This is a genomic window from Rhizobium sp. Rhizsp42 (assembly GCF_047304155.1).
In the GTDB taxonomy this organism is placed as follows: Bacteria; Pseudomonadota; Alphaproteobacteria; order Rhizobiales; family Rhizobiaceae; genus Rhizobium.
On record NZ_JBGLYS010000019.1, the window covers coordinates 73,333 to 91,972 of the forward strand.

Sequence of the window (18,640 nt, forward strand, 5' to 3'; positions counted from 1 at the left end):
AAGCGCAACGAGCGAATCTGAAAGATCGCGAGGCGCTTTAAAGCTAGGGATAAGGCTATGCAGGCGATCAAGGGTATCCTGTTCGACAAGGACGGCACGCTTCTCGATTATGACGAGAGCTGGCTACCCGTGAACCGCGAGCTGGCACGCATCGCCGCCAAAGACGACGCCGCACTGGCCGACCGCCTGCTGCTTGCCTGCGGCATGGACCCCGTGACCGGTCACATCGTTCCCGACAGCCTGCTCGCCGCCGGCAATACGCGCCAGATCTCGGAGGGGCTCGTTGCCGCCGGCTCGACGGTACCGGTCGACGAACTGACGGTAAGGCTCGACGAACTCTTTGCGCATGCCGCCGATTTCTCCGTGCCGGTCACCGATCTCGCCGCTTTCTTCGCCCGCCTGCATGCCCGTGGCTTCAAGCTCGGCGTCGCCTCCAGCGACAATGAGCGCTCGATCCGTCAGACGGCCAAGCGCTTCGGCTTTGCCGATTACATCGATTACGTCGCCGGCTATGACAGCGGCCACGGTACCAAGCCGGAGCCAGGCATGGTGCTCGGCTTCTGCGCGGCAACCGGTCTCGACCCCTCCGAAGTCGCCGTTGTCGGCGACAACAACCACGATCTGCACATGGGCCGCAACGCCAAGGTGGGCCTGACGGTCGCGGTTTTGACCGGCACCGGATCGCGGGAATCGCTCGCCGCCGCCAGCGATCATTGCCTCAACGATATCACCGAACTCGAAGGGCTGCTGCCCGACCTGCAGTTCGCCTGATCGACCAAAGGCTTGCTTTTTCTTGAAAATTGCCTTCTCTTTTCGCCCGGTTAGGGGTGGCGTCCGCGTGGAGCGGGCCGGTGGCGCGAAAGGCAGGACGGCAAAGATGGTATCCGAAGCGCCACCGTTTTGGTGGACGAAAGCCGATTGGCGCGCCTGGACGCTTTATCCGATCTCCTTTCTTTACGGCCGTATCTCCGGCTACCGCATGGTGAACGCCAAGCGCGCTTCCGTGCCTGTGCCCGTCATCTGCGTCGGCAACTTCACTGTCGGCGGCGCCGGCAAGACGCCGACTGCGATTGCGATTGCCCGTGCCGCCAAGGCCAAGGGGCTGACCCCAGGCTTCCTCAGTCGGGGCTATGGCGGCTCGCTCGATGTGACGACCGTGGTCGATGCCGGCCACCACCGCGCCGTGGCCGTCGGCGACGAACCGCTGCTTCTCGCCCGCGAGGCGCTGACCGTCATCTCCCGCCGCCGTGTCGAAGGCGCCAAGCGCCTCGTCAAGGAGGGCGCCGACCTGATCATCATGGATGACGGCTTCCAGAGCGCGCGCCTCGCCATCGATTACGCGCTGCTCGTCATCGACGCCACCCGCGGCCTCGGCAACGGCCATATCGTTCCAGGCGGCCCGGTGCGCGCGCCGATCAAGCTGCAACTGCGCTACGCGACGGCACTTCTGAAAGTCGGGGCGGGTGCCGCCGCCGACCAGATCGTGCGCATCGCCGCCCGCGCCGCCAAGCCCTATTTCACCGCCTCCGTCACCGTCTCCGACGGCGCCGACTTGAAGGGTCGCCGGGTGCTGGCCTTCGCCGGCATCGCCGATCCCTCGAAATTCTTCCGCACGGTGGATGGCATAGGCGCCGAAACCGTCGCCCGCCGCTCCTTCGGCGATCACGAGCATCTGACCGACGACGAAATCGACGACATCCTCGAAACCGCCGCCCGCGACGACCTCCAGATCGTCACCACCTCCAAGGACTTCGTGCGCCTCACCGGTCACCACGGCAAGGCCGAGACGCTGGCATCCAGGTGCCGGGTCATCGAGGTGGAAATGACCTTCGAGGACCATCTGGCGCCTGGGCTGATCATCGATCGCGCGCTTGATGCTTGCAGGGAACGGCGGTTGAAGGAGATGGCGGCGGCGGGGTAGGGGCGACGTCCGTCTTAGCGGCCGTTGTGCCGAGAGGCACCCCCCTCTGTCCTGCCGGACATCTCCCCCACAAGGGGGGAGATCGACTCGCGGCTAAGGTCTACGCCAAACAATCAAGGTTGAAGCGAGCGGGCACGCCCAGCCAATCTCCCCACTTGTGGGGGAGATGCCCGGCAGGGCAGAGGGGGGTAATTTTTGCGCCACGCCTGCCTGTTGCAATAACCGCCCACGTCATCACCCCCACCCCCCATCACATGTCGGATGCCGCCGCCCCCAATCGTCTCTACGATAGGTTCAACATGGAGGAGACGTCATGCCCCGCTATCTGGTAGCCATTCACCACCCCGACGACTACGACCCTGCCGTCTCGGAAGATGAGGCGATGCATCGGGCGATCGATGCGCTGAACGACGAGATGATCGCGGCCGGCATCCGGCTCTTCGTCGGCGGCCTGCATCGGGCGCAGACCGCCAAGTCGTTGCGCGCCGATGCCGATGGAAACGTGTTGGTGAGTGACGGTCCCTATCTGAGGACCCGCGAGCATGTCGGCGGTTTCTGGGTGCTGGAGGCGGATGGCATGGAGGACGCGCTGGCCTGGGGCCGCAAGGCTGCTATTGCTTGTCGGGCTCCTGTCGAGGTGCGGGCTTTTCACTGATTGCCATCGCGCCAAGATCACCCCCCTCTGTCCTGCCGGACATCTCCCCCACAAGGGGGGAGATCGGCCAGTGGTTAGGTCTACGCCAAACAATGAAGGTTGAGCGAGCGGATGCGCCCAGCCGATCTCCCCACCTGTGGGGGAGATGCCCGGCAGGGCAGAGGGGGGTAATCCTGGCTCTAACCTCGCGGCAAGCCGGCCTACTCCACCACCCCAAACACCGGCCCATACCCGCCATGCCAGGAAAAATCGCTGCGCCCCAATTCCGCGCTATAGAACCCCGCGCCACCCCCGCCATCGAGAAACAGCGCATCGGCGCATTGCAGATGATCGCGGAAAAGCTGAGCGAAATCGTGGAAATTGACTGGATCATCGCTGACCGCGAAGCGAACCATCCCGTCCGCGCAGACACCCACCCCGCTGCGCCGCGTCCGGTCGCTGGAGCCGACGATGAAGATCGGGTTGATCTTGTTTGCAATCACCAGCATCGGCCCCGACTGCGTGGCAAGCCGGACGTCGGGGCGCTGCTTCTCGAACGTCGCGGTCGGCAGGATGCCCGCGCCCTTGTCGCCGATATAGAACACGCCATTGGTGTTCTTGTAGAAGTTCGGCACCGGCCCGCTCGCCTTTGGCGCCTTGACGCTCGCGACCGGCCGCAACTCCTGACCATCTTCGACATAGAGCCCGATCGGCGAGAAATCTTCGTGATACATGCCGGCATTGAGCGCGAAGACGAGCGTCTTGCCCTTGGCGGTCACGGCGTCGGCGATACCGGGGAAAGAGCGGTAGGGCGCTCCGTCGTCGCCCTTCCAGAAGAGACGCAGATCCGCCTTGGCGGGATCGACGGTGCAGATCACGTAGTTGGTGTTCTCGACTGTTTCCGGCGCGCAAGGGCCGGCAAGCGCGGAGCCCGCGGTCCCAAATACAGCACCTAGCAGAATGGCCATCCCGATAAAGACAGCGGAGAGCAGGGCGGATGAACGGATAGGCACCAGTTCTCGTCCTTTGCGGTGTGAGGAACTCGCGGTGCCCCGGTTTAGCTCTTGCGCGCTTCCAGGCGCCGGCGGTCGCGCTCGACGGTCTGGAAGCCCATCGGCGTCAGGCGGAATTGCCGTTTCTGGAATTCGCCGCGGATTTCGACGAAACCCTGCGCTTCGGCTTCGTACAAGGTCTTCAGCCCCATCTCCTTGGGAGGAGTCTGCCAATCCCGGCCGACGGCGCTGTGCAGCAATGCGAGGATCTTGATCATTGTTTTCTCCATGGCCGAGGCACGGCTTCCGCCGTCCCGCCAATGCCGTCAGGCGAGCGACTACCGCTTCTGGTTCGGCAGCACGCCGGCGCGCTTGTCGGCCTCGAAGGAGGAGATCGCGTCGGCATAGGGTTCCTGGCGCGCGACGCTCCAGTAGCGCAGCTCGTCGAGCGGGATCTGCTTGCCCGTCATGGCGCAGACGACATAGGAACCTGGCGACAGGATCTGAAAATCCGCATCGAGATAGCGTATCTTCGCTTCGCGGTTTCCGTTTCCTTCAAACAAGTTCATGCGCTCCAATCCTTAAAGCCAATCCTCAAAACGAGGCGTCATCGGATTGCCATAACCCGCAACAGCCGCCATTGCCAGCGTTTTCAGCTCCGGCCGAACAGCCGCTCGATGTCGGAAAGCTTGAGCTCGATATAGGTCGGTCGGCCGTGATTGCACTGTCCGGAACCCGGCGTCACCTCCATCTGGCGCAACAGCGCGTTCATCTCCTCAGGCCGCAGCCGCCGTCCCGAGCGCACCGATCCGTGGCAGGCCATGGTCGCCGCCACATATTCGAGCTTGGCCGAAAGCCCCGAGGCCGTGTCCCACTCGGCGATTTCGTCTGCCAGCTGCCTGATCAGCCCGGATGCATCGACCTCGCCCAGCATCGCCGGCGTCTCGCGCACCGCGATCGCCCCCGGCCCGAACCGCTCGACACCAAGCCCGAGCTCGCCAAACTCCGATGAGAACTGCATCAGCCGGTCGCAATCCTCTTCCGGCAGGTCGATGATCTCGGGGATCAGAAGCACCTGCGAGGCCAATCTCTTGGAATGCAGCGCCTTGCGCATCGCCTCGAACACCAGCCGCTCATGCGCCGCATGCTGATCGACGATCACAAGCCCGGTTTCCGTCTGCGCCACGATATAGTTCTCGTGCAGCTGCGCCCGCGCCGCGCCAAGCGGGAAGCGCGACGGCGCCTCGGCCTCGGCGGCCGGCGATGGCGCCGTCCAGGACGAGGTCTGCGCGGTCTCGGCCCGCGCCGCCGGCATGGTCAGCCCGTCGAACGAGGCCTGTGGCCGCTCGCCGAAGCCGTTGCCGACAGGGCGCTGATAGGATGGGGAATATGAGGACGAGCCGGCAGGTGCGGAGGAGAACGGCCGCGATGGCGAGGTCTCGGCGCTCCATGGCTGTTGCGGCGCTTGCTGCGGCCGGTATCCGTTCGGCTGGAAGCCGGGGCGGAAGGCGCGCAGCATGCCGTCGGCGCCTGTGGTTGCCGCCCGGCTGCCGTCGCGCGCCAAAGCTTCGCGGATCGCGCCGACGATCAGCCCGCGCACCAGCTGCGGATCGCGGAAGCGCACGTCGGATTTCGCGGGATGCACGTTGACGTCCACAAGCGCCGGATCGAGCCCGATCGACAGCACCGCCACCGCGTAGCGTCCCGATGGGATCGTCTCAGCATAGGCGCCGCGGATCGCCGACAGCACCAGCTTGTCCTGCACCGGCCGGCCGTTGACGAAGGCATATTGATGCGCCGCGTTGCCGCGATTGAAGGTCGGCACGCCGGCAAACCCCGTGAGCGTCACATCCTCGCGCTCGGCATTGATCTCGATCGCGTTGTCGCGGAAATCCTTGCCGAGGATCTGCGCCATGCGCGCCAGATGGTCCTCGCCGGTCGCCGGAAATTCCAGCGTCGTGCGGTCGGTGCCCGAGAGCACGAAGCGCACCTGCGGGAAGGCGATCGCCATGCGCTTGACGATCTCGGTGATCGCGGCCGCCTCGGCCTTTTCCGTCTTCAGAAACTTCAGCCGCGCCGGCGTCGCGAAGAACAGGTCGCGCACCTCGACGATGGTGCCGGGGTTGAGCGCCGAGGGCCTGAGATGCTGTAATTTGCCGCCGGCCACCGAAATCTCCGCCCCGCCATCGCTGTCGCGGCGGCGGCTCGAAATCGTCAGCCGCGCCACCGAGCCGATCGAGGGCAGCGCCTCGCCGCGAAATCCGAGCGTGCTGATATCGTCGAGCGTATCTGTGATCTTCGAGGTGCAGTGCCGCCGTACCGCAAGCTCGAGATCGCGCTCGTCCATGCCCGAACCGTTGTCGGTAACGCGCAGCAGGCTCTTGCCGCCGCCCGAGGTGGCGATCTCGATGCGCGTCGCACCCGCGTCGAGCGCGTTCTCGATCAATTCCTTGGCCGCACTCGCGGGCCGTTCGATGACCTCGCCGGCGGCGATTTGGTTGATGAGTGTTTCGGAAAGCTGCTTGATCGACATGCCGCCATTTTCGCGGATTCGACGGGGATAGGGAAGGGTGAAAACGACGATCTCGGGGCTTGTCCAGACCCTAGGATTCCGCTGCTTAATGTTAAGCACGCCTTAAGACAAAACTGGCATTTTGCCGATAGTACCCCGCCGAGAATACAATCCAATCGGACAGATGTAGGACGCGTAAGTATGAGTGCCGGTCGCGATCAAGCGGACACAGCCCCGCAGGAGGGCGCGGTTGAGACCGCTGCTGGCCTCCAGTCGGCGCTGTTCGACGCGGTCTGCGAAAGCCTGTCCTCCGCCTTCATCGTCTATGACAAGACCGATCACATCGTCTTCGCCAGCCGGCAGGTGCTCGATTTCTTCCCGATCTGCGCCGATCTCTTACAGCCCGGAACGCGGCTTCGCGATTTCCTCGGCGCCGTCTATGAAACCGGCATCCGCAGCCGCTCGGCCGGCAAGCAGGGCGCGCTCAGCCGCGAGGATTGGCTGTCGCAGAAGATCGCCACGCACTGGCGCGAGCGCTACGAAGCGGTCGAGCGCTACGGCAACGATTGCTGGGTCGGTTTCCAGAAGCGCCGGCTTGCCAATGGCTATGGCGTCTGCGTCATCTCCGATATCTCGGAGGTGAAGAAGCGCGAGGAGCAGTGGCGTCTCGATCTCGAGCGTGTGCAGCTGACCGAGGATATTCTCGACAACCTGCCATTCCCGCTCTTCGTCAAGGACCGTAACCTCACTTATGTCGCCGTCAACGTCGCCTTCTGCGATAAGTACCAGACGACGGCCGATGAGGTGCTGGGCCGCAAGAGCACGGAACTCTTCTCGCCCGAAGTCGCCGCCCGCTTCGAGGAAAGCGATCGCCATGTCCTCGAAACCGGCGAGATGTCGGTCGTGCGCCAGCGCCAGATCGCCCGCGATGGCTCGGAGCGCGAAATCATCTCGCGCAAGCACCGCATCGGCAAGCCGGGACGCTATTTCCTAGTCTCGACCATGCAGGACTTGCCGCGCGAGGGCGGCGATCTCGAGGAATTCGAGAAGGCATCGAGCGTCACGACATCGGCCAAGAGCACCTATCGCCGCGCCTATGTTCCGATGAACGGCGACAGCGAGCGCCGCGAACCGGCAGCCATGGAAGCCATTGTGCCCGAAAATTTCTCCGGCCGCCGCATCCTCGTCGTCACCGGCGATATCGCCGCCGAGACCGCGGCGCTGAGAACGCTCGCCAAATATGGCTTCGAGGCTTGCTCGGTGCGCAATGAGGACGAGCAGGAGCAGTTCCTGGAGATCGCCTCGCCGGCGGGCCTGTCGCTCGATCTCGTCATCATCGACAATCAGATGGGCATGCGCTGCCTGGAGCTTGCCGAGCAGTACGGCATCTCGTCGCTGGTCATGGACGGCTTCCAGATCTCCACCGAGCTCACGTTCCAGATCGCCCGCCATTTCAATCGCAACAATCGCGGCGCCATGGCCGACCGGATCGACAGCGACTGGGAGATCACCACGTCGGACGACCAGCTCGAACTCGATGTGCTGGTGGCCGAAGACAACGATATCAACCAGATCGTTTTTTCGCAGATCCTCGAAGGTCTCGGCTACCGCTACCGCATCGCCGCCACCGGCGATGAAGCCGTACGCATGTGGACCGAGCACCGGCCGAAGATCGTGCTGATGGATATCTCGTTGCCGGGCTTCAACGGTTTCGAGGCCGCCCGCCTGATCCGCCAGGTGGAGGGCGATGGACCCCGCACCCCGATCATCGGTGTGCTCACCCAGGCCTTCGAGCGCGACCGCGCCGAATGCGCCAATGCCGGCATGGACGACGTGATCATGAAGCCCGTCAGCCCCGATATCCTGGAAACGGTTTTCCAGAAATTCATGCAGCCAGAGGCACAGCGAGCCTCCCTTTAAGCGCCAATTGCGGTCAACTCCCCAATTCTTGGGAGGCAATTCACGATGATCCAGGGTTGTCGAATATCGAATTTTTAAGACTTGCCCGCCATTCTGCCGGGTATTGGGGAAGCTCTGGATCAGAATGATGATGTTGGCGGATATGCCATTGGCGCCGGTAAGCCAGAACGAGCTTCAGACGATGGCCTATACCGACCCGCTGACCGGGCTCGGAAACCGCTATCGCATGCGCGACCGTATCGCCCAAATCTCGGCCGAACGCGCCGACGATCCGGCGCCGTTTACCATCGGCATCGCCAATCTCGATAGCTTCAAGCCGATCAACGACCTCTTCGGCTCGGCCGCCGGCGACGAAATTCTCTGCCAGGTCGCGCACCGCCTGAAAGCCTGCATTCCCGATGGCGCCGTCGTCACGCGCCATGATGGCGACGAATTCGCCTTCGTCCTGCCGCTGGTCTTCGAGCGCGCCAGCGCCGAAAAGTTCGGCCAGATGATCCGCGAGGTCCTGTCGGCACCCTACGATCTCGGCGACCGCAACGTCCGTCTCTCCGCTTCCTTCGGCTTCGCCATCTATCCATTCGCGGGCGAGGAGTTCGAGGAACTCTTGAAGAGCGCCGAGACCGCGCTCTATCGCTCCAAGCGTCGCGGCCGCAGCCAGATCACCGTCTATTCGCGCGAGATCGCGCAGGAGATGAAGCGCGCCACGCAGCTTGAGCAGGCGCTCAGAAACGCCATCATCTCCGACGCCATCGATGTGCATTTCCAGCCGATCGTCTCGCTCGCCACCAGCCAGGTCCTCGGCTTCGAGGCGCTGGCGCGCTGGAACGATCCGGATCTCGGCTTCGTCTCGCCCGGCGTCTTCGTGCCGCTCGCCGAAGAACGCGGCTTCATCGATGCGCTCTCGGAAGCGCTGCTGCGCAAGGCGGCCGAAGCTGCCCTCTCCTGGCCGCGCGAGATGTTCCTGTCCTTCAACCTCTCATCCGCGCAGCTGATGGACCCTGGCACCAGCGCCAACGTGCTTTCCATCCTCGGCCGCGTCGGCTTCGATCCGCACCGTCTCGAACTCGAGATCACCGAGACCGCCGTCATGGGCTCGGCCGACACCGCGAACCGCATCATCGCCGACCTGCGCCAGGCCGGCGTGCGCATCTCGCTGGATGACTTCGGCACCGGCCAGTCCAGCCTCGGCCGCCTGCGCGATTTCATGTTCGACAAGATCAAGATCGACCGCGCCTTCGTCTCGCGCATCAATTCCGACCGCGCCTCCGAGCACATCATCAAGGCGATCCTGACCATGTGCGAAGGCCTCGATCTCGAAGTCGTCGCCGAAGGCATCGAGGATTATTCGGAAGCCGCGAAACTGCGCATGCTCGGCTGCGGCATGGGGCAGGGCTACTATTTCGGCAAACCCGCCGACGCCATCGCGACGCTCAGGTTCCTGCATGAGAACGAATACGACACCGGCGAACGGGCGATGGCGTAAAGCGCCGCAAATCCAGAAATAAGAACACAAAAGCCGATGGCGCCCTCTCGGACGCCATCGATTACGCATGCACTGCGACTAACGATGCAGTGTTTACTTGTTGGTCGTGGAGCCGGTTGCGGTGTTGTCCATCGCGCCCGGAGCCGGGGCCTTTTCAGCCGACTGCATCTGCAGCGTCTTGAATTCCGGCGCTGCCTTCAGCGTTTCGGCCGTTTCCGAGGTCGTCAGCTTGACGCTGCCATCAGTCGTGTTCTGGGCCACGGTGATCTTTTCCATCGGCACGGCGACGTTCTTTTCGCCGATGCCGAGGAAGCCGCCGACACCGATCACGGCTGCGACGAGGCCGCCATCCTTCTTCATGATCAGGTCGTTGACGTTACCGATGCTTTCGTTCGTGCCGTTATAGACGGCCTGACCGATATAGGTGTTGGCGCTGACCTGGTCAGCGGACTGCTCCGTCAGATAGGTGCCGCCGCCCGCCTGTGCGGTATCGGTGGTAGCGGCCGGTGCGGGCGCCTGAGCGGCATCACCTGCCGGCTTCATGGCATCCGGCTTCGGCGCTGCCGGGTCGGCCGGTGCCGACATGGACGGTGCACTCGGCGAGGCCGGCTGGGTCGCGCTCTGCGAGAAAGCGACCGGTGCGAAGGCCGTGGCAAACAGGGCGCCAGCGGCAACGGTGGTGAGAAGTTTGCGTGTCATATCGTACCTACTTTCAGTGTCCTTGGGTGATCTCTGGCCGCGCTTTTCTCTTCTAGCGAGAGCTGTCTCAGCTCGGCCGGTTCGTGAAGTAAATGAATGGGTTGGCTAATGGTTCCCAGAAAAATACACGCAGAAACTGACGGAATTTTCGGAACTTTTCCGGCGCCGGGACGGCGCGGGTGCAAGATCATCGCGCCCTCGCAACGCAAAAGGGCGTCCCGAGGGACGCCCTTTAAAACAGATCCTGGAGGGTGCCTTAGAGAATATAGGCCGCGTCGAAAACGCCGCGGACGCTGACGCCGAGCTCGAGCAGGGCACCGGCATCGGGCTGGTTGGCACGGGCCGCATCGTCAAGGCCTTCCCAGGCGGTGGTGACCGCCAGCCGGTCGGCATCCGGGCCGATGAAGGCAGGGCAGGAGGGCTGTGCAGCGGGCACCTTGTAGCGGGCGATGCGCAGGCCATCGGGGCTGTAGCGATCGACGGTGCCGGCACCCCAGCGTGCGTTCCAGATATAGCCGTCGGCATCGACCACGGAGCCGTCGATGCCGCCGTCTTCCTCCATGCTGTCGACAAGCACGATCGGCTCGCCGGTCGGCAGGCCGGTCTCGCGATCGACCATCACCCGCATCAGCCGGCTGAGATGCGTATCGGTGAAATATCCGACAGAGCCATCGGGCGAAAAGCAGATCGAGTTTGGAATGGTGATGCCGCCGAAGAGTTTCGTCACCTTGCCCCGCGCCACATGATAGATCGCGCCGGCCTGGGTTTCGGCGCGCTTGCTCATCGTGCTGATCCACAGGCTGCCCGAGGGATGCATGCGCCCATCATTGGATCGGTTTTCCGGCCGGTCGTTTTCGAGCGCCGCGTAAAATGTCAGGCCGCCGCTTTCGATATCGCGCACGAACAGGCCCTGCTCGGTCGCAAGCAACTGCCGCTTGTCGTCGATCCGCGCCAGCACGCTCGCCATGACAGGCAGCGCGTGCACCTTCTTCTCCTCGGTCGAAAGGTTCAGCTCGTGCAATTCCTTGCCGAGAATGTTGAACCACCAGATGGTATTGGTATCGGGATCGTAGGTCGGTCCTTCGCCCAGCACCGAATTGGTGCTGGAAAGGGTCCGCCCCGCGAACTCATGAATGTCGGTCATACGCTCAAGCTCCCACTGCTGCGTCGTATGCGTAAATGGTTGCCTTGGCGCGCTCGGCAACCTCAGCGACAGTCATTCCCGGCTTGTAGATGCTCGTGCCGAGACCGAAGGCCAGGATTCCGGCCTTGGTGTATTCGGCGAAATTCTTGTCGGAGACGCCGCCGACAGCCGCGATCGTCAGTTCCGGCGGCAGGATGGCGCGGATCGCCGTGATGCCGGATGGGCCGAGCACGCTGGCCGGGAAAAACTTCAGCCCGGTGGCGCCGGCGCGCGCCGCGGCCAGCGCTTCGGTGGGCGTGAAGACGCCGGGCATCGTCACCATGCCGTAGTCACGAGCGCGGATGATCACGTCTGGCTCGACATTCGGCGTCACCAGCAGCTTGCCGCCGGCATTGTGCAGGCTGTCCACCGCCTCGGTCGTCAGGACGGTGCCGGCGCCGATCAGCACGTCGGCCGGCGCCATCTTGGCGGCGATCTCGATCGACTTGAAAGGCTCGGGCGAATTCAGCGGGATCTCGATCGCGGTCAGGCCGTTTTCGATCAGCGCGCCGACGACGCCTTCGGTCTCCTCGGGCTTGATCCCACGCAGGATGGCGATCAGCGGGCGCTTCATGGCGGGGAAGGGGATGCGGTTCATCGCTCTGTTCTTTCTTGATTGGGCTTAGTTGGGCCAGATGGCGTTTGCGGCGGCCGAAAGGCCGGCAAGCACCGCCGTATCGGCATCGATGGTCGTGACGTTCAGCGAAAGCGCCTTGAAGGCGGTCTCGTAAAGCTTCTGCAGACGGCCGGAGGCGACGAGCGCGATCGGCGTGTCGTTCGCGGCATCGGCCAGCGCGCCCGATATCTCCAGGCCGATCAGCGTGCCCGAAATCCGCGCCTGCGCCGCCGAAGCGGTCATGCCGTGCAGCAACTGGCCGGAGCGGGCCGTGAACAGCAGGTTGGTCGCCATCTGCGGCTGGCGGAAGGCGGTCGAGACCGATGCCTTGAAGGCGGAATTGTCGGCCGGTGATTGCTCGGCCCCGGCAACCGCATGCGACAGGATCGTGTGCTTGGTGATCGCGTCGAACAGTTCGCCGGTCATGAAGGTGGAGAAGCCGATGACCTCGCCTTCCTGCACATGCACCCATTTCGAATGCGTTCCGGGCATGCAGACGGCCTGCGCGCCCGTGCTGTCAGGGCCAAGCGCGCCCAAGAGCTGGGTCTCTTCGCCGCGCATCACGTCGGGCGATGCCCGGTCGCGCTGGGCAAGACCCGGCAGGATGCGGATGTCGCGGCTTTGGCCGGGCACGGGCACGGCGCCGGTCAGGATCGCCGACAGCGATGTGGGGACGTCGACATAACCGGCCTCGACCCAGCCCTGCTTGGCGCCGGCCATGCCGCAGACGATGGCGGGGATATCGGCGGGCGCTTCGACCTTGGCGAGATGCTTGGCCAGCACCTCGGCGAAGCCGGTCTTGGCCGCCGTCGTCATGCCCTCGTCGCTGCGGCTTTCATTCAGCACGCTGCCATCGCTGCCGATCAGCCATAGCCGGAAGCTGCTCGTGCCCCAGTCGACCGCGATATATCGGGGTGTTGCCATCAGAAAATGCCTCCATCGACAATAAGGGACTGCGCCGTCATCGCGGAGGCGCCGTCGGATGCTAGAAACAGGCAGGGCCCGACAATGGCGTCGGCCTGCAAAACGCGTTTGATGCACTGCCGCTCGATCATGCCGGCGATGCCCTCTTCGGTGAGCCACAGCTTCATCTGCCGCTCGGTGACGATCATGCCCGGCAGGATGCAGTTGACGCGGATGTTGTCGGGGCCGAGCTTGCCCGCAAGGCTCTTCGTCAGCCCGATGATCGCCGCCTTCGCCGTCGTGTAGGCAGGGAAGTCGGGCATGTTCAGCATGAAGGCGATCGACGACATGTTGATGATCGCCCCGCCGCCGGCCTCTCGCATCGATGGTGCCACAGCCTGCGCCGCGAAGAACACGTGCCGCAGGTTGGTCGCCTGATTGTTGTCCCAATATTCCGGCGTCACCTGGTCGAAATCATGCCGGTCGTCGCGCGCCGCGTTGTTGACGAGCACGCCGATCGGGCCGGAATGGGCAGCGATCGCCTCGATGGTCGCGCGGATCGCCGCGACATCGCGCAGGTCGGTACGATGGAAGCGCACCGGGTGCAGGCTGTCGCGCGACAGGCGGTCGGCCAGCGCGTGGCTCTCTTCCTCGGCGATGTCGATGAAGGAGACCTTGGCGCCCTGGCGCGCGAACCCCTCGACGATGGCGGCACCGATGCCGGAGCCGCCGCCCGTCACCACCACGCTTCGGTCCCTGAATTCGGGATATTGCGCTCCAAGCTCCGCCACCACTATCCTCCCGATAGTTCCATTATTCAGAACTCAATTTGACTATATGGAATTATCGGATTAGCCTTGGGTCTCTGTCAAGGCATGAGGGCCAGCATGGGCGCGACTGATGGCGACATCATGGATAAAAACGCCACGGATAAGAACGAGGGTGCGGAAAAGCGCGAGACCGGCACGCTCGGCAAGCTGATGGTGCTGCTCGATATCGTCACGCATGCCGACAGCCCGATGCGCTTCACCGATATTTTAGCGGTCGCCGGCCAGCCCCGCGGCACGCTGCATCGCCAGCTTGGCCATCTCACGGAGGAGGGCCTGCTGGAAGTGCTGGCCGACGGCCGCTATGCACCCGGCCTGCGTCTTCTCGATCTCGCCTCGCGCAGCTGGGCACGCAACGAGTTCCGGCTGATCGCTGAGCCGCATCTCAACGCCCTGCAGCAGCTGACCGGCGAGACCGTGCATCTCGGCGTCCTGCGCGGCGCCTCCGTCATCTATCTCGACAAGGTCGAAGGCAGCCAGCCGGTCCGCATGTATTCGCAGATCGGCAATGCCTCGCCAATCTATTGCACCGGTGTCGGCAAGGCGGCGCTCTCGGCGCTGCCGGACGATCGGCTAGACGCGATCATATCAAGCGTGTTGTTCCAGCGCTTCACGGATAACACGCTGACGCCGGAGACGCTGCGCCGCGAGATCGCCGACATCCGCCGCTCGGGCAATGCCTTCGACCGCGAGGAACACGAGGTCGGCATCCGCTGCGTGGCGGCACCCGTCTGCTCCGAGGACCTCTCCTTTGTCGGCGGTGTTTCCGTGACCGGGCCGGCCTATCGGCTGACCTTCGAGCGGTTGGAGGAGTGGGCGCTGCCCGTCCGTCGGACCGCCGAAAGCATCATGAGCGGCATGCGCATCGGGCTCGGCCCCCGCCGCTGACGCTCGGTCAACTTGACAATCGTCAAATCCAGAGCCGCTTTGTCAGTTTTCGTGCAGAAATATGCTCATTTTCATCGGCTGGGCATATTGTGATTTTGTGAAGAATCATCACAATTGGCAGTTGTCAACCCCAAGTCCTGGGGTGTAGTGCCGTAGGCTATATTGACGGCGATGCTGCCGTCGGCATGCGACCTGAGCAGGCCACTTACGACGTTCCTGATTTTTGAGCTGATGACACCATGAACCCTTTGCCGCATTCGACTTCCGTGAACGTATACGTAAATGAGGTGTCTGGGCTAAATACCCAGTTCGATATCTTTCGCTTCATGAAGAGGCTGACGGAAGCCTACCGGGTTCGTGCCTTCATGGTGCTCAATCTTCCCTCGGCCACTGCACGCGATCTGCAGAGCAACACTGTCATCACCAACTGGCCGGCCGAGCTTTTGTCGGCCTATGACCACGAGGCGCTGCTGACCAACAGTCCCGTCATGGGCAAGCTGCGATCCTCGACCGTGCCGTTCTTCAACGACCTTTCGAAGGCGAAGCTGGATCGCTCCGACGGCAAGTCCGGCATCGTCACGGCCCTGTTTGAACGCTTCCGGATGATGCGCTGCGCCTATTTCCCGACGCATGATCCCTCCGGCGCCCGCGGCGCGGTCTCCTTCTCCGGCGATCGCGAGCCCTTCGCGCCCGAGGAGATGCTGGAGCTCCATTATATCTCGACGCATGTCTTCGACAGGCTGGCCGAGATCCGCGCGCTCGACAACCGGGTGGTCGACGCCCTGACCGACCGCGAGATCGATTGCCTCAACTGGACCGCCGCCGGCAAGACCAGCGTCGAGATCGCCGATATCCTTGGTCTTTCCGAGCATACGGTCAATCACTACCTCAACCGCGCCACCAAGAAGCTCGACACGGTCAATCGCACCCAGGCCGTTGCCAAGGCGTTGCGCATCGGCCTGATCAAGTAGCTGCCCAAATACTGTGCGCTATTGTCGCAGCAGCCTAAAAATTGCGCCAGGGCGCCGGTCATCCAGCCTCTTTTGCTGCGGATAGGGCCGGATTCGGCGCCATTTTGAATTGGCACGCTTTCTGCTTCCTAATTGTCAGCGGTCCAGAGGGGACTTGGCAACGACGCCATATTAAAGGCGCGACCTTCAACCCGCCGCTCGATCCCGGCAGCCTAGTGCGCTGGACATCGAGCGGCGGTTTGTTGTTTTTGGGATACGCCTCCCGGCCTATAAGCGCGAGCTGATGCATTTTTCCCTCAATTCTGACTGGTCTTTCAGATCTGACGCCCTAGAAACCCCTTATCCACTTGGGTGACCGTTGTGCCATCAGGGCGAAAGCCCGGCGGACTTGATGGCTCAGCGGTCTCCTTTGGAAACTCCCCCTCGTTTCGCAGCTATCGATGCCCGCCGATTTTGTTTGGCGATCACTTCGCGCTCCTCTATCTACAGAGCCAGATAAGGGTGTGAGGACGATATGACTGAAGTCACCAAGGAACAGGTGCTGGAAACGCTGGCAACGGTGCGCGGCCCCGATCTCGAACATAATATTGTCGAGCTCGGCATGGTCTCCGATGTGTTCATCTCGGATGGCAAGGTCTACTTCTCCATTACCGTCCCCGCCGAGCGCGCCAAGGAGCTGGAGCCGCTGCGGCTCGCCGCCGAGCGCGTCATCAAGGAAATGCCGGGCGTCAAAGGCGCCCTGGTCGCGCTGACCGCCGACAAGAAGAGCGCGCCATCGGGCGCCGCCGCCTCCCGCACGCCGCCGCAGGCTGGTCATGGTCATGCCGGCCATGGGCATGAAGGCCACGCACACGCGCAGCCACAGCAGCGTGCCGGCAAGATCGGCGTACCCGGGATCGGCGCCATTGTCGCGGTCGCCTCCGGCAAGGGCGGCGTCGGCAAGTCCACCACATCGGTCAACCTCGCGCTCGGCCTGCAGGCCAACGGCCTGCGCGTCGGCATTCTCGACGCCGATATCTACGGCCCCTCCATGCCGCGCCTCCTGCAGATTTCCGGCCGCCCGACGCAGACAGATGGCCGCATCATCAATCCCATGGAGAATTACGGTCTCAAGGTCATGTCGATGGGCTTCCTCGTCGATGAGGAGACCGCGATGATCTGGCGCGGCCCCATGGTGCAGTCGGCGCTGATGCAGATGCTGCGCGAAGTCGCCTGGGGCGAGCTCGATGTTCTCGTCGTCGACATGCCGCCCGGTACCGGCGACGCGCAGCTGACCATGGCCCAGCAGGTGCCGCTCGCCGGTGCCGTCATCGTCTCGACGCCGCAGGACCTGGCGCTCATCGATGCCCGCAAGGGGCTGAACATGTTCAAGAAGGTGGAAGTGCCGGTTCTCGGCATCGTCGAGAACATGAGCTACTTCATCGCTCCCGACACCGGCGCGCGCTACGATATCTTCGGCCATGGCGGCGCGCGCGCCGAAGCCGAGCGCATCGGCGTGCCTTTCCTCGGCGAAGTGCCGCTGACGATCAACATCCGCGAAGCCTCCGACGCCGGCACCCCGCTGGTCGCCAGCGAGCCGAACGGCATCGTCGCCGGTATCTATCGCGACATCGCAGCCAAGGTCTGGGCGCAGCTCGAGGGCAAGCCGCAGCGCGCCGCTCCCGCGATCGTCTTCGAGTGATGTGTGCCGTTTCGGACCGCGCGGCTAGACTCCCAATTGCGGGCAAAATGTGATCAAACAACGCAGTTCACGTAAGATGTCTTGATTCTTGCGTGGGTTTCCGTCATATGGCGCGCCGTCGCCATGAGGGCGGCATGTGCGAATGCTCGATGATAGCCAGCCCTGCAGCGGCGAATGCCTGCTGCATGTTCGGAGTTCTCTTGTCGATCGAAGGATTGGTGACTGCGATGCGGTTGAGCATAGTGCATACCCGAGCTTCGGCCGGCTATGACGGGATATTGATGAACATTCTTCAGCCGCTTTCGTTAATCTCGAAGACTTGCAGCTTGAGCGCCGCTTTTTCTGGCGCTTCGCGGAAGGTTTTTTGATGCGAACGGCGATGGCTCTCACAGCCGTGGATCACGGGAGACGCGCCCGGTGATCACTGCCTATTGCTCCAATTGCCAATCGGTCGAGCTCGGTGATCTCACCAAGGTCGAGACCATGCGCGACGATATCGTCTGGATCGACATGATCGAGCCGACGCGCGAGGAAGAGGCCTATGTCGAGAAGGCGCTCGGTATCGAGGTGCCGACCCGCGAGGACCTGAAGGACATCGAGCCCTCCGCCCGTCTCTATACCGAAGGTGACGCCGTCTTCATGACCGCCTCTCTGGTCTGGAAGGCCGAGACCGATGCGCCCGTTCTGACGGATGTCGCCTTTATCCTCGCCGGCAAGCGCCTGATCACAATCCGCTACGCCCAGCCCAAATCCTTCGCGCTCTTCATCGCGGCCCTTCACCGCATTCCCGCCCACTGGCGCAACGGTGCGTCGCTGCTCGCCAAGCTGTTTGAGACCATCATCGACCGCACGGCGGAAATTCTCGAAATCTCGGTCGCCCGCATCGATATCCTCTCGACCCACGTCTTCGGCGACCGCGCCAAGAAGGTCCGCAAGCCCTCGAACTATCTCGAGGAGAAGCTGCGCGATATCGCCGCTCATCAGCGCCTCGTCAGCAAGGTGCGTGACAGCCTGGCCTCCATGTCGCGGCTGATGACCTTCTTCTACAACGTGCCGGCCGTGCAGCAGGACCGTGCCACCAAGGAACTCTGCCGCACCGTCTCGCGCGATATCCAGTCGCTGAACGAGCACTCGTCCTATATCGCCGGCAACATCACCTTCCTTCTCGATGCATCGCTGGGTCTGATCAACATCGAACAGAACTCGATCATCAAGATTTTCTCGATCGCATCGGTGGTCTTCTTGCCGCCGACGCTGGTCGCCTCCATCTATGGTATGAATTTTGAATTCATGCCGGAACTGCATTTCGCCCAGGGCTATCCCTATTCGCTCGGGCTGATGCTGGTTTCCGCCGTCATTCCCTTCTTCTTCTTCCGTTGGAAAGGCTGGCTCTGAAGAGCCTGTTTTTGT

The 18,640-nt window shown here is 63.2% G+C and carries 18 protein-coding genes and 1 pseudogene; 10 read left to right on the forward strand and 9 right to left on the reverse strand.

Annotation, left to right across the window (positions count from 1 at the left end):
* Window positions 1-57: 57 nt before the first annotated feature.
* From ACCD05_RS18615 to ACCD05_RS18630, 4 genes and pseudogenes are all read left to right on the forward strand, one after another.
* Complete coding sequence (locus tag ACCD05_RS18615; protein ID WP_413394522.1) at window positions 58-771, forward strand: HAD family hydrolase; 714 nt, start codon at window positions 58-60, stop codon at window positions 769-771.
* A 106-nt stretch (window positions 772-877) separates the two neighbouring features.
* Window positions 878-1,921 carry a tetraacyldisaccharide 4'-kinase gene (gene lpxK, locus ACCD05_RS18620; protein ID WP_413394524.1) on the forward strand — a complete coding sequence of 348 codons (1,044 nt, stop codon included), beginning with the start codon at window positions 878-880 and terminating at the stop codon, window positions 1,919-1,921.
* 36 nt (window positions 1,922-1,957) lie between these two features.
* A pseudogene (locus ACCD05_RS18625) lies at window positions 1,958-2,111 on the forward strand (riboflavin biosynthesis protein RibD); the annotation flags it as partial.
* Window positions 2,112-2,234: 123 nt separating this feature from the next.
* Complete coding sequence (locus tag ACCD05_RS18630) at window positions 2,235-2,576, forward strand: YciI family protein (protein WP_413394526.1); 342 nt, start codon at window positions 2,235-2,237, stop codon at window positions 2,574-2,576.
* Between the two features lie 200 nt (window positions 2,577-2,776).
* Here the strand turns inward: ACCD05_RS18630 and ACCD05_RS18635 are convergent, their stop codons facing one another.
* The 4 genes from ACCD05_RS18635 to mutL form a co-directional block, all read right to left on the reverse strand.
* Window positions 2,777-3,523, reverse strand: a complete 747-nt coding sequence (locus ACCD05_RS18635; RefSeq protein ID WP_413394581.1) for a phosphodiester glycosidase family protein — start codon at window positions 3,521-3,523, stop codon at window positions 2,777-2,779.
* Between the two features lie 89 nt (window positions 3,524-3,612).
* The gene (locus tag ACCD05_RS18640; protein WP_018898597.1) at window positions 3,613-3,825 is read right to left on the reverse strand and encodes a hypothetical protein; all 213 of its coding nucleotides are present in this window, start codon (window positions 3,823-3,825) and stop codon (window positions 3,613-3,615) included.
* Window positions 3,826-3,885: 60 nt separating this feature from the next.
* Window positions 3,886-4,116 (reverse strand): DUF2093 domain-containing protein, encoded by a 231-nt coding sequence (locus ACCD05_RS18645; protein WP_018898598.1) that lies wholly within the window; start codon window positions 4,114-4,116, stop codon window positions 3,886-3,888.
* 83 nt (window positions 4,117-4,199) lie between these two features.
* Window positions 4,200-6,080, reverse strand: a complete 1,881-nt coding sequence (gene mutL, locus ACCD05_RS18650; protein ID WP_413394529.1) for a DNA mismatch repair endonuclease MutL — start codon at window positions 6,078-6,080, stop codon at window positions 4,200-4,202.
* A gap of 180 nt (window positions 6,081-6,260) precedes the next feature.
* On the opposite strand from mutL, the gene ACCD05_RS18655 reads away from it, so the two are divergent.
* Both ACCD05_RS18655 and ACCD05_RS18660 read left to right on the forward strand, forming a co-directional pair.
* Window positions 6,261-7,979, forward strand: coding sequence for a response regulator (locus ACCD05_RS18655; protein ID WP_413394531.1), 1,719 nt, complete (start codon window positions 6,261-6,263; stop codon window positions 7,977-7,979).
* 124 nt (window positions 7,980-8,103) lie between these two features.
* Window positions 8,104-9,462 carry a putative bifunctional diguanylate cyclase/phosphodiesterase gene (locus ACCD05_RS18660; RefSeq protein ID WP_018898601.1) on the forward strand — a complete coding sequence of 453 codons (1,359 nt, stop codon included), beginning with the start codon at window positions 8,104-8,106 and terminating at the stop codon, window positions 9,460-9,462.
* Between the two features lie 93 nt (window positions 9,463-9,555).
* Here ACCD05_RS18660 and ACCD05_RS18665 read toward each other — a convergent pair whose 3' ends face one another.
* The 5 genes from ACCD05_RS18665 to ACCD05_RS18685 form a co-directional block, all read right to left on the reverse strand.
* The gene (locus tag ACCD05_RS18665) at window positions 9,556-10,161 is read right to left on the reverse strand and encodes a PRC-barrel domain-containing protein (protein WP_209189315.1); all 606 of its coding nucleotides are present in this window, start codon (window positions 10,159-10,161) and stop codon (window positions 9,556-9,558) included.
* A 256-nt stretch (window positions 10,162-10,417) separates the two neighbouring features.
* Window positions 10,418-11,305 carry an SMP-30/gluconolactonase/LRE family protein gene (locus ACCD05_RS18670; RefSeq protein ID WP_018898604.1) on the reverse strand — a complete coding sequence of 296 codons (888 nt, stop codon included), beginning with the start codon at window positions 11,303-11,305 and terminating at the stop codon, window positions 10,418-10,420.
* Between the two features lie 4 nt (window positions 11,306-11,309).
* Window positions 11,310-11,942, reverse strand: coding sequence for a 2-dehydro-3-deoxy-6-phosphogalactonate aldolase (locus ACCD05_RS18675; protein WP_047508095.1), 633 nt, complete (start codon window positions 11,940-11,942; stop codon window positions 11,310-11,312).
* 24 nt (window positions 11,943-11,966) lie between these two features.
* Window positions 11,967-12,884: a 2-dehydro-3-deoxygalactonokinase gene (locus ACCD05_RS18680; RefSeq protein WP_018898606.1), complete on the reverse strand. Its 918-nt coding sequence runs from the start codon at window positions 12,882-12,884 to the stop codon at window positions 11,967-11,969.
* The gene (locus tag ACCD05_RS18685) at window positions 12,884-13,654 is read right to left on the reverse strand and encodes an SDR family NAD(P)-dependent oxidoreductase (RefSeq protein ID WP_413394535.1); all 771 of its coding nucleotides are present in this window, start codon (window positions 13,652-13,654) and stop codon (window positions 12,884-12,886) included. Before ACCD05_RS18685 ends, ACCD05_RS18680 begins: the two co-directional genes overlap by 1 nt.
* 96 nt (window positions 13,655-13,750) lie before the next feature.
* Between ACCD05_RS18685 and ACCD05_RS18690 the strand changes: the two genes are divergently transcribed.
* From ACCD05_RS18690 to corA, 4 genes are all read left to right on the forward strand, one after another.
* Complete coding sequence (locus ACCD05_RS18690) at window positions 13,751-14,578, forward strand: IclR family transcriptional regulator (RefSeq protein WP_413394537.1); 828 nt, start codon at window positions 13,751-13,753, stop codon at window positions 14,576-14,578.
* A gap of 239 nt (window positions 14,579-14,817) precedes the next feature.
* Window positions 14,818-15,549 carry an autoinducer binding domain-containing protein gene (locus tag ACCD05_RS18695; protein ID WP_402929327.1) on the forward strand — a complete coding sequence of 244 codons (732 nt, stop codon included), beginning with the start codon at window positions 14,818-14,820 and terminating at the stop codon, window positions 15,547-15,549.
* Window positions 15,550-16,063: 514 nt separating this feature from the next.
* On the forward strand, window positions 16,064-17,230 hold the full coding sequence (gene apbC / locus ACCD05_RS18700) for an iron-sulfur cluster carrier protein ApbC (RefSeq protein ID WP_413394540.1): 1,167 nt from the start codon (window positions 16,064-16,066) through the stop codon (window positions 17,228-17,230).
* Between the two features lie 417 nt (window positions 17,231-17,647).
* Window positions 17,648-18,625, forward strand: a complete 978-nt coding sequence (gene corA / locus ACCD05_RS18705; protein ID WP_018898613.1) for a magnesium/cobalt transporter CorA — start codon at window positions 17,648-17,650, stop codon at window positions 18,623-18,625.
* Window positions 18,626-18,640 lie beyond the last annotated feature (15 nt).